General features: G+C 72.6%; 7 protein-coding genes. 4 read left to right on the forward strand and 3 right to left on the reverse strand.

Annotated elements, in window-relative coordinates:
• Nucleotides 1-167: 167 nt before the first annotated feature.
• The 3 genes from glgP to ACZ4XX_RS11270 all read right to left on the reverse strand — a co-directional run bounded on the left by glgP (nt 168) and on the right by ACZ4XX_RS11270 (nt 5,680).
• Nucleotides 168-2,744, reverse strand: a complete 2,577-nt coding sequence (glgP, locus tag ACZ4XX_RS11260) for an alpha-glucan family phosphorylase (RefSeq protein ID WP_468507684.1) — start codon at nt 2,742-2,744, stop codon at nt 168-170.
• Between the two features lie 128 nt (nt 2,745-2,872).
• The gene (locus ACZ4XX_RS11265) at nt 2,873-4,252 is read right to left on the reverse strand and encodes an FAD-dependent monooxygenase (RefSeq protein WP_468507685.1); all 1,380 of its coding nucleotides are present in this window, start codon (nt 4,250-4,252) and stop codon (nt 2,873-2,875) included.
• A 444-nt stretch (nt 4,253-4,696) separates the two neighbouring features.
• Entirely contained in the window at nt 4,697-5,680 is a 984-nt protein-coding gene (locus ACZ4XX_RS11270) for an AraC family transcriptional regulator (protein ID WP_468507686.1), read from the reverse strand.
• Nucleotides 5,681-5,798: 118 nt separating this feature from the next.
• Here ACZ4XX_RS11270 and ACZ4XX_RS11275 point away from each other — a divergent pair, with 118 nt between their 5' ends.
• From ACZ4XX_RS11275 to ACZ4XX_RS11290, 4 genes are all read left to right on the forward strand, one after another.
• Nucleotides 5,799-6,722 (forward strand): SDR family oxidoreductase, encoded by a 924-nt coding sequence (locus ACZ4XX_RS11275; protein ID WP_468507687.1) that lies wholly within the window; start codon nt 5,799-5,801, stop codon nt 6,720-6,722.
• Between the two features lie 381 nt (nt 6,723-7,103).
• On the forward strand, nt 7,104-9,089 hold the full coding sequence (locus ACZ4XX_RS11280) for an alpha-1,4-glucan--maltose-1-phosphate maltosyltransferase (RefSeq protein WP_468507688.1): 1,986 nt from the start codon (nt 7,104-7,106) through the stop codon (nt 9,087-9,089).
• A complete protein-coding gene (gene treS, locus ACZ4XX_RS11285; protein ID WP_468507689.1) occupies nt 9,086-10,780 on the forward strand; it encodes a maltose alpha-D-glucosyltransferase in 1,695 nt (564 codons plus the stop codon). Before ACZ4XX_RS11280 ends, treS begins: the two co-directional genes overlap by 4 nt.
• Before the next feature lie 246 nt (nt 10,781-11,026).
• Entirely contained in the window at nt 11,027-12,376 is a 1,350-nt protein-coding gene (locus tag ACZ4XX_RS11290) for a maltokinase N-terminal cap-like domain-containing protein (protein WP_468507690.1), read from the forward strand.
• Nucleotides 12,377-12,686: the final 310 nt, after the last annotated feature.

Consider the following 12,686-nt stretch of genomic DNA (forward strand, 5'->3'; position numbering starts at 1 on the left):
GCCCACACGCCCCCAGCTCGAAAAAAACTCTCGGGTAAGGGGGTATTTTTCTTTGTGGGGACCCTGGGGCGCTCCCGGGGGGGGGGGGGGGGGGGGTTCGACGACAGGGCCTAGGCAGGCCGCCCCGCCCCGGGACGAAGCGACCCGGGGCGGGGCGCGGTCATGCCCTACCGGAGCAGCACCCCCGCTCCCTCTCCCGTCGTCTCCTCGGGCAGGGTCACCAGGCCCAGTTCCGCCGGGTGGGCGAGGAGCGGATGGGAGGGACGGACGCGGACCGTGCAGCCGAAGGAGCCGGTGCGGTCGAGTGCCAGGGTGCCCGCGTACGACTGCCGGCCCTCCAGGTCCGGGCCGCCCGCCGGCTTCAGCGGGACGGTACGGGTGTCGGCGAGGGTGTCGTCGGCGTCGACCCGGCCGGTGACGGCCTGCACCTCGACGTCGTCGGGGGCGAGGGCGCCGAGGGCGACCCGGACCCGGACGACGGGTGTCGCGCCGAGCTCCGCGTCGGCGAGGTCGTCCGCGAGGTCGTCGCCGACCTCGACGCGGTCGACGGTCACCTTGGGCCAGGCCTCCCGGACCCGGGCCTTCCAGGCGGCGAGGTCCCGCGCCCGGTCCGGGGTGAGCGCCCGGCGGGCGGCGGCGGCGGGGACGTACAGCCGCTCGACGTACTCGCGGACCATGCGGTCGGCGAGCACCTTCGGTCCGAGGTCGGTGAGGGTGCGGCGGACCATCGCCGTCCAGCCGGCCGGAACGCCGTCGGGGCCCCGGTCGTAGAAGCGGGGGGCGACCCGGCGTTCGATCAGTTCGTAGAGGGCGGCGGCCTCCAGGTCGTCGCGGCGGTCCTCGTCCGCGGCGGCGGCGCCGTCGGCGGTGGGGATGGCCCAGCCGAAGTCCGGCTCGAACCACTCGTCCCACCAGCCGTCGAGGACGGAGAGGTTGAGACAGCCGTTGAGCGCGGCCTTCATGCCACTGGTGCCGCAGGCCTCCAGGGGGCGGAGGGGGTTGTTGAGCCAGACGTCGCAGCCGGGGTAGAGGCCGCGGGCCATCGCCATGCCGTAGTCGGGCAGGAAGACGATCCGGTGCCGGACCCGGGGGTCGTCGGCGAACCGGACGAGTTCCTGCACGAGCCGCTTCCCGCCGTCGTCGGCGGGGTGGGCCTTGCCCGCGACGACGAGCTGCACCGGCCGCTCGGGGTGCAGCAGCAGCGCCCGCAGCCGGTCCTTGTCCCGCAGCATGAGGGTGAGCCGCTTGTACGAGGGGACCCGGCGGGCGAAGCCGATGGTGAGGACGTCGGGGTCGAGGACGGAGTCGGTCCAGCCGAGTTCGGCGGCTGCCGCTCCGCGCTGTCGCCAGGACGCCCGCAGCCTCTCCCGTACGTCGGTCACGAGTCGTTCGCGCAGGGTGCGGCGGAGTTCCCACAGCTCGCGGTCGGCGGGGTCGGGGCCGAGCCGGCCGACCTCGGGGGCGACCCAGGTGGGGGCGTGGACGCCGTTGGTGATGGAGGTGATCGGCACCTCGTCGGCGTCGAAGCCCGGCCAGAGCCCGGCGAACATGGCCCGGCTGACGGCTCCGTGGAGGGTGGAGACGCCGTTGGCGCGCTGGGCGAGGCGCAGGCCCATGGCGGCCATGTTGAAGACGCCGGGTTCGCCGCCCAGCGGGGTCTCGTCGCCGAGCGCGAGGACCTTCCCGGTGTCGACGCCGGGGAGCGCGCCGTCCTCGCCGAGGTGGCGGGCGACCAGGGTGCGGTCGAAGCGGTCGATGCCGGCCGGGACGGGCGTGTGGGTGGTGAACACGGTCCCGGCGCGCACGGTCTCCAGGGCGCTGTCGAAGTCGAGTCCCTCGCCCTGGAGTTCGCGGATGCGTTCGAGGCCGAGGAAGCCGGCGTGGCCCTCGTTGGTGTGGAAGACCTCGGGCGCGGGGGTCCCGGTGAGCCGGGTGTACGTACGGACGGCGCGGACGCCGCCGATGCCGAGCAGCATCTCCTGGAGGAGCCGGTGCTCGCTGCCGCCGCCGTACAGCCGGTCGGTGACGCTCCGTTCGCCGGGGGCGTTCTCCTCGACGTCGGAGTCGAGCATGAGGAGGGGGACGCGGCCGACCTGCGCGATCCAGAGGTGGGCGTGCAGACTGCGGCCGCCGGGCAGGGCGAGGGTGATCCGGGCGGGGGCGCCGTCGGCCTCCCGGAGCAGGGTGACCGGCAGTTCGCCGGGGTCGAGGACGGGGTACTGCTCCTGCTGCCAGCCGTCCCGGCCGAGGGACTGGCGGAAGTAGCCGTGACGGTAGAGCAGTCCGACGCCGATGAGCGGGACGCCGAGGTCGCTGGCGGACTTGAGGTGGTCGCCGGCGAGGATGCCGAGGCCGCCGGAGTACTGGGGCAGGGCGGCGGTGACGCCGAACTCGGGCGAGAAGTAGGCGAGGGCGGCGGGCGCGTCGGCTGTTCGCCCGGTGGCCTGCTGGTACCAGCGGGGGGCGTGGAGATAGCTGTCGAGGTCCTCGGCGGCGGCGCGGAGCCGGGCCAGGAAGTCCTGGTCGGCGGCGAGCGCGGCGAGCCGGGGGGCTTCGAGCGCGCCGAGGATCCGGACGGGGTCGGTGCCGCCCGACGGCGTGGCCGGGCCGCGGGGTTCGAGGGATGCGAAGAGGGCACGGGTGGGTTCGTGCCAGGACCAGCGCAGGTTGTGCGCGAGGTCGGCGAGGGGTCGAAGGGTGTCGGGGAGGACGGGACGCACGGTGAATCGACGGATTGCCTTCACGCGTTCCACCTTCGCAGGCGAGTACGGAGCGGAGTGGACGCACCACGCTGTGCGTCCGTCGTTCCGCCCAGACGTTAGGGCACACCGCTCCCGCCGTGCGACGGCGCACGGGAGCGGTGGGGCGCGTGTCAGCCGTTGACCGGGAGGCGGACCTCGTACGGGGAGCCCTGGTTCACGGTCACCGGGTCGCAGGCGGTGTCGGCGGCGTACCGGCCGGCGAAGGCGGCGAGTTCCTCGGCGGGGATGACGTCGTGGATGTCGGTGAAGCCGTGCGGGGCGCGCGCGTGCGCGAGGTCGATGACGACCTCGGGTCCCCGTTCGCGGTGGGCCCGCCGGAGCGCGGTGGCGACGGGGCGGCGGTCCCGCTCGTAGGCGGCGAGGCCTTCCGCGGGGTCGGCGTGCCGGGCGAGGGCGTGGGCGAGTGCGCGGGCGTCCACGATCGACCGGGTCGCCCCGTCGGAGCCGATCGGGTGCGAGGCGTGGGCGGCGTCGCCGATGAGGGTGGTGCGGCCGTGGGTCCACCGGTCGAGCGGCTCACGGTCGACCATCGGGCACTCGTATGCGGAGTCGGCGGCGCGCAGGACGTCGGGGACGTCGACGCCGTCGAACTCCCAGCCCGCGTAGAACGGGAGGAACGAGTCGACGGGGACGGACCGGTTCCAGCCGCCGGGGAGCCGCTCCTCCCCCGGGCCGGTCCCGGACCCGCAGGTGTGCTCGGCCGGGCGGGTCAGCGCCCAGTTCACCAGGACCTCCCGGTCGGGCCCGGTCGGCCGGCCCATCGGATGGACGACGGCCTTCTGCCGGTCGTCGCCGGCGATGAGCATGAACGAGCCCACCGCCCTCGCGGGCATCCGGGACACCCCCCGCCACATCAGCGTGCCGTTCCGCGGCGGATCGCCCTCCCCCGGGTGCAGCGCCGCCCGCACCGTCGAACGGATGCCGTCCGCGCCGACGAGCACGTCCGGTTCGAGGGAGGCACGGCCGTGCACGGCGCCCTCCCGGTGTTCGAGGAGCAGCCGGGGCCGCCCGCCCGGTGTCGGCTCCACGCCGCTCACCCGGACCCCGGTGACCAGGGCGGCGGGGCCGAGCCTGGCCCGTACGGCGCCGGCGAGGACCTGCTGGAGGTGTCCACGGTGGACCGACAGCTGTGGCCAGAGGTAGCCCGCGCCGAGGCCGCGCGGCTCCCGGGATATCAGCCCGCCGGAGCGGTGGTAGGAGCGCAGTTCGCGGGTGCGCAGGGCTCCCGCCTCCAGGGCGTCGAGCAGGCCGAGCGCGTCCAGTTCGCGGACGGCGTCCGGCATCAGGTCGAGCCCGGCGCCGGCCGGGCGGATCGCGGGCGCCGCCTCCACGACCGTCACCCGCTCGAAGCCGGCGGCGTGCAGGGAGAGGGCCGCGGTGAGGCCGGCGATGCCGCCGCCGGCGATCACGATGTGCGGGCTCTGCCGGTAATCGGGCGCCGGACGGCGGCGCCGGACCGGGGGGAACACGGAGGGGGTGTGGGGGGACATGACGACTTCTCCTTCGGCGCCGCTACGCGGCCGACGGCCCGACGGGGGCCGCTGCGGGACGGCGCCGCACGGTCGCGCGGCGCACCATGGTCTCGTTCTCCCTGGTCGGATCCAGGATCGAGCACAGCGGCGCGACCGGGGCCCCGCCGCTGTGCTCCTCGTACAGCCGTGTCTCCTCGCCGTAGGCGTGCGGGCGATGCCGAGGTGCCGGGCGCGGAAGGTCTGTCGCCTCTCCTCGGGTGTCACGGCACTGCCGGTCCCGAGCCTGTCCGGGACTCTCCGCCCGGACAATGAGCGTCCGTCCAGGGGTCCTTAAGAACCGGCCAGGGACTCCCGAAGATGTCAGGTCGGGGGGTCGGAGGCGGCGCGGACGCCCGGCGGGCACCGCCTGGACGGCCGTCCGCCGACCGTCCGACGGTCGGCGGACGGTCGGTTCGCCGCCCTTCAGGCCGCCCGGTCGGCTCCCGCGCGGTACTCCCCCGGGGTCACCCCGAACCACTTGCGGAAGGCGAGGTGGAAGCCGACGGCGCTCTGGTAGCCGACGCGGGCGGGCACCGCCGACTGCGGGAGGGAGGTCTCGGTGAGGAGTCGGCCCGCCTCCTGCATGCGGCGGGCGGAGAGGTGCCGGGCCGGTGACTCGCCGACCAGGTCGCGGAAGGAGGCGGTGAAGGCGGAGCGGGACATGCCGACCTCCCGGGCGAGGGAGTCGATGGTCCAGGGTTCGGCGAACCGGGTGGCCATCATGACGACCGCCCGGCTGATCCCGGGGTGCCGGAGCAGCGGCAGCGAGGCCGGGTTCCCGGCGAGTTCGCGGAGCAGCGGCCGGAGTGCCAGGACCAGGGCCATCTCGAAGGCGCGCAGGGTGATGAGCCGGTCGCCGGGGCCGGCGGGGCGGTCGGGGGCGGCGAGCAGCCGCAGCGTGTCGCGGAGCAGCGGCTCGCGGTCGACCTGCGGTCCGTCGAGGACGAGTGCCCAGGGCAGCGAGGTGTAGAGGCCGGTGGCGGCGCCGGCGTCGTAGTGCAGCCCGGCGCAGAGCAGCCGGCTCTCGGGGCCGCTGCCCTCGATGACGAGCTCCCCGGAGGCTCCGGGATGCCGCTCGGGCAGGACGGCCTTGAGCGGGAGGCTCCGGCGTTCGGGCCGGTCGGAGAGGCGGTGCGCGGTGCCGGTCGGGAAGACGGCGAGGTCGCCGGCGTGCAGTTCGACCGGGGCCTCGGCCTCGGTGGTGATCCAGCAGTCGCCTTCGACGACGTAGTGGAGGACGGCGCAGCTGCGTTCGACGTCGCCCTCGATGGCCCAGGGGGCGCGGACGTGCCAGCGGCTGTCGAACACTCCGGTGAGCCGGAGGGGTTTGAGCAGTTCGCTCAGCAGGTCGTCCTGCTCTTCCTGCTCGGACTGCTGTGCGTGACGGTCGGTTCCCACGATTGCCATGGACGATCCTTCAACTTCCGCCCCGGTTTGTTAATTGAACGGCCGAAGCCGTGGCGGCGAGCCTGGAAGGACGCCGACACCACAGCCGGGAAAGTCTATCGAAGGGCCTCAGACACACATGTCCAGTGAGAATCCGATACAGGTGGCGGTCGTGGGCGCGACGGGGTTCCAGGGGGGTGCGGTGGCCCGTCTTCTCGCCGAGCGGCGCCATCGGGTGCGCACCCTGACGCGGCGGCCGTCGGCGGACCGGCCGCCGCTGCCCGGGGCCTTCTTCCTCGCCGGCGATCTGGGGCGGCCGGACGACGTGCGGCGGCTCTTCGAGGGGACGACGCACGCGTTCATGACGATGCCGCTGGTGTACGGGAGCGAGCGGGTGGAGGCGTACGCGCGGAACGTGGCGCAGGCGGCCCTGGAGGCGGGCACGGAGCGGCTGGTCTTCAATGCCAACACCCGGATCCCGCTGGGGCCGACGGACGTGCCCGCCTTCGAGACGCGCCGGCTGGCGGAGCGGGTGCTGCGCGACAGCGGGGTGCCGCTGGTGGTGATCAGGCCGCCGGTGTACCTGGACAATCTGTTCTCGCCGTGGAACGGGCCGGCCCTGGTCGACGACGGCGTGCTCGCGTATCCGCTGCCGGCGGCCGCGCGGACGGCGTGGCTGTCGCACCGGGGGCTGGCGGAGGCGGCGCTCGCGGCGCTCACCCGGGAGGACCTGGAGGGCCGGACGTTCGACATCGGCGGCGAGCGCTCCCTGACGGGCGGTGAGCTCGCGGCGGCGTTCGGCCGGGGGCTCGGCCGGGCGGTGCGGTACGAGGAGCTGGATCCGGCCGCTTTCGAACGGAGCCTCGCCCGGCTTCTCGGCCCGGAGACGGCGGCCGGGGTGGCCGGTATCTACCACTTCATGGCAAGCGGTGCCGATCCGCTCCTGATGGCGGACGACGACGGTGTGTCGACGGAGGTGCTGGCCCTCGAGCCGCCCCCGGTGGAGGAATGGGTGGCCCGCCAGCCCTGGCAGGTCTGGTCCTCGGACACGTCCCCCTCCTGAGCCCGGGTCCGTCTCCGGTGCGCCGGGGCCGGGCGCGGCGGGCGCGCCCCTCGTTCGGCCCAGTCACGGGGCTCAAACATCACCCCGCCCACAAGGGCGGGGTCTTTTCTTTGTCCGGTGTCCGTGCTTGCCGCTTCTGCTACGCCCTAGTAGTTAACAAAGCGCCTGGATTGCCCACCCGAAGACCGTGGAAGGCTCCTGCGGTACCCCCTCGAACCTCTCCCCCCGTAACCCTTGTTCATCCCTGTGGACCCCCCATCCGAGTGAACGCGGACAGGAGCGGCCATGCCCGCAACCCGTCGGCCGTCGACGGAGCTAGAAAGAGCGCACAACCACCACCCGCACCCCCGTAACCCGTCAGGTGATGCTGTGAATCCGCTCATGGGACGCATTCCCGTACTGGACGTACGCCCGCTGGTCGACTGTGGCCGGCGCCCCGCGAAAGCGGTGGCCGGAGAGTCCTTCGAGGTGACGGCGACCGTCTTCCGCGAGGGCCACGACGCGGTCGCCGCCAATGTCGTGCTGCACGGCCCGTCGGGCCGCCCCGGCCCCTGGACCCCGATGCGCGAACTCGCCCCGGGCACCGACCGGTGGGGCGCCGAGGTCACCCCGGACGCCGAGGGCCTGTGGACGTACACCGTCGAGGCGTGGAGCGACCCGGTGGCCACCTGGCGCCACACGGCGAAGATCAAGATCCCGGCCGGGATCGACTCCGAACTGGTCCTCGCCGAGGGCGCGGAGCTGCACGAGCGGGCCGCGAAGGGCGTCCCGAAGAAGGGCGGCGCCCGGGAGGCCGTGCTCGCCGCCGCGGACGCGCTGCGCGACGCTTCCCGGCCGGCCGCTGTCCGGCTCGCGGCGGCCCTGAACCCCCGGGTCGTCGAGTCGCTCGACCGCCATCCGCTGCGCGAACTCCTTTCGTCCTCGCCCGCGTTGCCCCTCCAGGTGGAGCGGGAGCGCGCCCTGTTCGGCTCCTGGTACGAGTTCTTCCCGCGCTCGGAGGGCGTGCGGAAGGTCAAGGGCCGTACCGTCCCGGGGAACTTCCGCACCGCCGCCGAGCGGCTCCCCGCGGTGGCGGCGATGGGCTTCGACGTGGTCTACCTGCCGCCGGTGCACCCCATCGGCGAGACCCACCGCAAGGGCCCCAACAACTCGCTCTCCGCGGCGCCGAACGATGTCGGCGTGCCGTGGGCGATCGGCTCGCCGGAGGGCGGCCACGACGCGCTCCACCCGGACCTGGGGACCTTCGAGGACTTCGACGCCTTCGTGGCGCGGGCCCGGGAGCTGCGCCTGGAGATCGCCCTGGACTTCGCGCTGCAGTGCTCCCCGGACCACCCGTGGGTGGAGAAGCACCCCGAGTGGTTCCACCATCGTCCGGACGGTTCGATCGCGTACGCCGAGAACCCGCCGAAGAAGTACCAGGACATCTATCCCGTCGCGTTCGACATCGACATGGACGGGATCGTCGCGGAGACCGTGCGGATCCTCCGGCACTGGATGGACCACGGGGTACGGATCTTCCGCGTCGACAATCCGCACACCAAGCCGGTGGTGTTCTGGGAGCGGGTGATCGGCGAGATCAACGCCGCCGACCCGGACGTGATCTTCCTGGCGGAGGCCTTCACCCGGCCGGCGATGATGCGGACGCTCGGCGCGATCGGCTTCCAGCAGTCGTACACGTACTTCACCTGGCGGAACACCAAGGAGGAGCTCACGGAGTACCTGACGGAGCTGTCCGGCGAGTCGGCGGCTCAGATGCGGCCGAACTTCTTCGTGAACACCCCGGACATCCTGCACGCCTACCTCCAGGAGGGCGGCCGGCCGGCGTTCGAGGCGCGCGCGGTGCTCGCGGCGACGCTGTCGCCCTCGTGGGGCATGTACGCCGGGTACGAGCTGTGCGAGGGCACCGCGCTGCGGGACGGCAGCGAGGAGTACCTGGACTCGGAGAAGTACCAACTGCGGCCGCGTGACTGGGAGTCGGCGGAGCGGGCCGGGAAGACGATCACCCCGCTGATCACCAACCTGAACCGGATCAGGCGCCGTCACCCGGCTCTGCGCCGGCTGCGGAACATCACCTTCCACGACACGGACAACGCGCAGGTGATCGCGTACAGCAAGCGTTCGGGTTCGAACACCGTTCTGGTGGTCGTCAACCTCGACCCGCACCACACCCAGGAGGCGACGCTCTCGTTGGACATGCCGGAACTCGGCCTCGACTGGCACGAGACCGTGCCGGTGCGCGACGAGCTCACCGGCGAGACCTATCACTGGGGCAGGACCAGCTACGTGCGCCTAGAGCCGGGTGTCACACCCGCGCACGTCCTCGTCCTGCGACCGTCCCCGCAGACCGGAGGGTCACCCACATCATGACTGTCAACGAGCCCGTCCCCGACACCTTCGAGGACACCCCCGCCAAGGACCGCGATCCCGACTGGTTCAAGCGGGCCGTCTTCTACGAGGTCCTCGTCCGGTCCTTCCAGGACAGCAACGGGGACGGCGTCGGCGACCTGAAGGGCATCACGTCCAAGCTGGACTACCTCCAGTGGCTGGGCGTGGACTGCCTCTGGCTGCCGCCGTTCTTCAAGTCCCCCCTGAGGGACGGCGGCTACGACGTCGCCGACTACACCTCGGTGCTGCCCGAGTTCGGCGACCTGGCCGACTTCGTCGAGTTCGTCGACGCGGCCCACCAGCGCGGGATGCGCGTGGTCATCGACTTCGTCATGAACCACACGAGCGACCAGCACGAGTGGTTCCAGGAGTCGCGGCGCGACCCGGAAGGGCCGTACGGCGACTACTACGTCTGGGCCGACGACGACAAGCAGTACGCGGACGCCCGGATCATCTTCGTCGACACCGAGTCCTCGAACTGGACCTTCGACCCGGTCCGCAAGCAGTACTACTGGCACCGGTTCTTCTCGCACCAGCCCGACCTCAACTACGAGAACCCGGCGGTGCAGGAGGAGATCCTGTCCGCCCTGAAGTTCTGGCTGGACCTGGGGATCGACGGCTTCCGGCTGGACGCGGTGCCGTACCTGTACCAGCAGGAGGGCACCAACTGCGAGAACCTCCCGGCGACCCACTCCTTCCTCAAGCGGGTCCGCAAGGAGATCGACGACCACTACCCGGACACGGTGCTGCTCGCCGAGGCCAACCAGTGGCCGGAGGACGTCGTCGACTACTTCGGCGACTTCCGCTCCGGCGGCGACGAGTGCCACATGGCCTTCCACTTCCCGGTCATGCCGCGGATCTTCATGGCCGTACGGCGCGAGTCGCGCTACCCGGTCTCGGAGATCCTGGCGAAGACCCCGGAGATCCCCTCCGGCTGTCAGTGGGGCATCTTCCTGCGCAACCACGACGAGCTGACGCTCGAGATGGTCACGGACGAAGAGCGGGACTACATGTACGCCGAATACGCCAAGGACCCGCGCATGCGGGCCAACATCGGCATCCGGCGCCGTCTCGCCCCGCTCCTCGACAACGACCGCAAGCAGATGGAGCTGTTCACCGCACTGCTCTTCTCGCTGCCCGGCTCGCCGGTGCTGTACTACGGCGACGAGATCGGCATGGGCGACAACATCTGGCTGGGCGACCGGGACGGCGTCCGCACCCCGATGCAGTGGACCCCCGACCGGAACGCCGGCTTCTCCTCCTGCGACCCGGGACGGCTCTACCTGCCGGCCATCATGGACCCGGTCCACGGCTACCAGGTGACCAACGTCGAGGCGGGCATGGCCTCGCCGTCCTCGCTGCTGCACTGGACGAAGCGGATGATCGAGATCCGCAAGCAGAACCGGGCGTTCGGGACGGGGACGTACACCGAACTCCCCGCGTCCAACCCGGCGGTGCTCGCCTTCCTGAGGGAGGACGGCGACGATCTGGTCCTCTGCGTGAACAACTTCTCGCGGTTCGCGCAGCCGACCGAACTCGACCTGCGCCGCTTCGACGGCACCCAGCCGGTGGAACTGATCGGCGGGGTGACATTCCCGGCCATCGGCCAGCTCCCCTACCTCCTGACCCTTGCGGGACACGGCTTCTACTGGTTCCGTCTCAAGAAGGGCTGACCGCCGGTCAGTTCGGATTCGTCCGGGGTGGGACGGTTTCCTCCCGTCCCACTCTGGGCACTGTGACCCACACACGTTCCACAGCACGATTCAGGTCCATACGGGCCTTCTTGCCGGGCCCATACGGATCTTCCCCCTCCGACACGTCCCGCACATCCGGACAGCCCCAGCCGCCATCCGGGACACTCTGCGCATTTGAACGTATACGACAGCCAACTGCGCGCCCCGGGGAAAGGACGCGATGCCATGCCGGAGACCGCATCCACCACCCGGGCCCCGGACGCCCTCCTTCCGTCCCTCGCCCCCCTGCTCCACGAATGGCTGCCACGGCAGCGCTGGTTCGCGGGCAAGGGGCGCCGGGTCACCGGATTCACGCTGGACGCGGCCACCGAGCTGCTGCCCCTGGACGGCGCGGGCCCCGGCCTCCTCCATCTGCTCGTACGGGTCGAACAGCCGGGCCGCCCGGCCGGAACACCCGCCGACTGCTACCAACTGCTCCTGGGCGTACGGACCCAGCTCCCACCCCGCCTCGCCCCCGCCCTGATCGGACGGATCCGGCAGGGGCCGCTCGCCGGACGTGCCGTGTACGAAGGGCTGCGTGACCCGCGGCTCGCCGGCCTCCTCTACGAGCGACTGCGCACCCCGGGCCGGACCGGTCCCCTGCACTTCCACGCCACGACGGCGCTCCCGCCCGCCCTGGCCCCCCGCATGCTGGACGCCGAGCAATCCAACTCGTCCCTGGTGTACGGAGATTCGTTCATCCTCAAGATCTTCCGCCGGGTCAGCCCGGGGGCCAACCCCGACCTGGAACTGCCGCTCGCCCTCGCGGGAGCGGGCTGCACCCGCGTCCCGGCGCCGGTCGCCTGGTTCGAGAGCGGGGCGGCGACCCTGGGCGTCCTCCAGCCGTACCTCCGGGACTCCCGCGACGGATGGCGGCTCGCGCTCGACGCGCTCGCCGACGGGCGGGACTTCACCGCGGAGGCGCGGGCGCTCGGCCGGGCCACGGCCGAGGTCCACCTCGCCCTCGCGGACGCACTGCCGACCCGACGGCTCGGGCGCGCCGAGACCGAGCAGCTGGCGGCCGCGATGGACCGCCGACTGCACGCCGCGGCGCAGGCGGTACCTGCACTGCTGCCGTTCGTCCCCGGTCTGCGGGCCGTCTTCGAGGCGGCGAGCGGCACGTCCGGCGACGGGTTGGTCCAGCGCATCCACGGCGACCTGCACCTCGGGCAGACACTGCGGGGGTCCGACGGCGGCTGGGCCGTCATCGACTTCGAGGGCGAACCCGCGAAGCCGCTCGACGAGCGGCGCAGCCCGCAGCCCACCGTCCGCGACGTCGCCGGCATGCTCCGCTCCTTCGACTACGCGGCCCGCACGCACCGGCCGTGGAACGCGGACTGGGCGGCGCGGAGCCGGGCGGCGTTCTGCACGGGTTACGCGGAGGCCTCCGGCGCGGATCCTCGGACGGACCCGGCGCTGCTCCGCGCCTACGAGACGGACAAGGCGGTGTACGAGGTCGTGTACGAGGCCCGGCACCGGCCGGACTGGCTCCCGGTCCCCATGTCCGCGATCGAACGTCTTTCGGCCCCCCAGTGACCGCGCCGCCGACACCCGCGACGTCCCGGGCGCCCCCGTGGCGGGGCGACCGGCGCCGAAAGCGTGCGCGCAAGGCCCCCACCCTCCCCGGGGGCCACCCCAGACCCACCCCGCGCGCCCGGCCGCCGTGTGGGCAACCGTCCCGCTCGGGGGTCCCCCTGGACGAAGTCCTTGGGGGAGGAACGATTGCCCACAACGGGGTGGCGGCGGGCACCCCCCGGCGGCACTCGGGCCCACGACGGGTGGCCGCTGGACGCAGCCCCCTACGGAGGGAACCCCCGTTCGGCCGAGTGTCCCGTTCACGTACCGC

It is taken from the genome of Streptomyces sp. NPDC029956 (assembly GCF_055574655.1).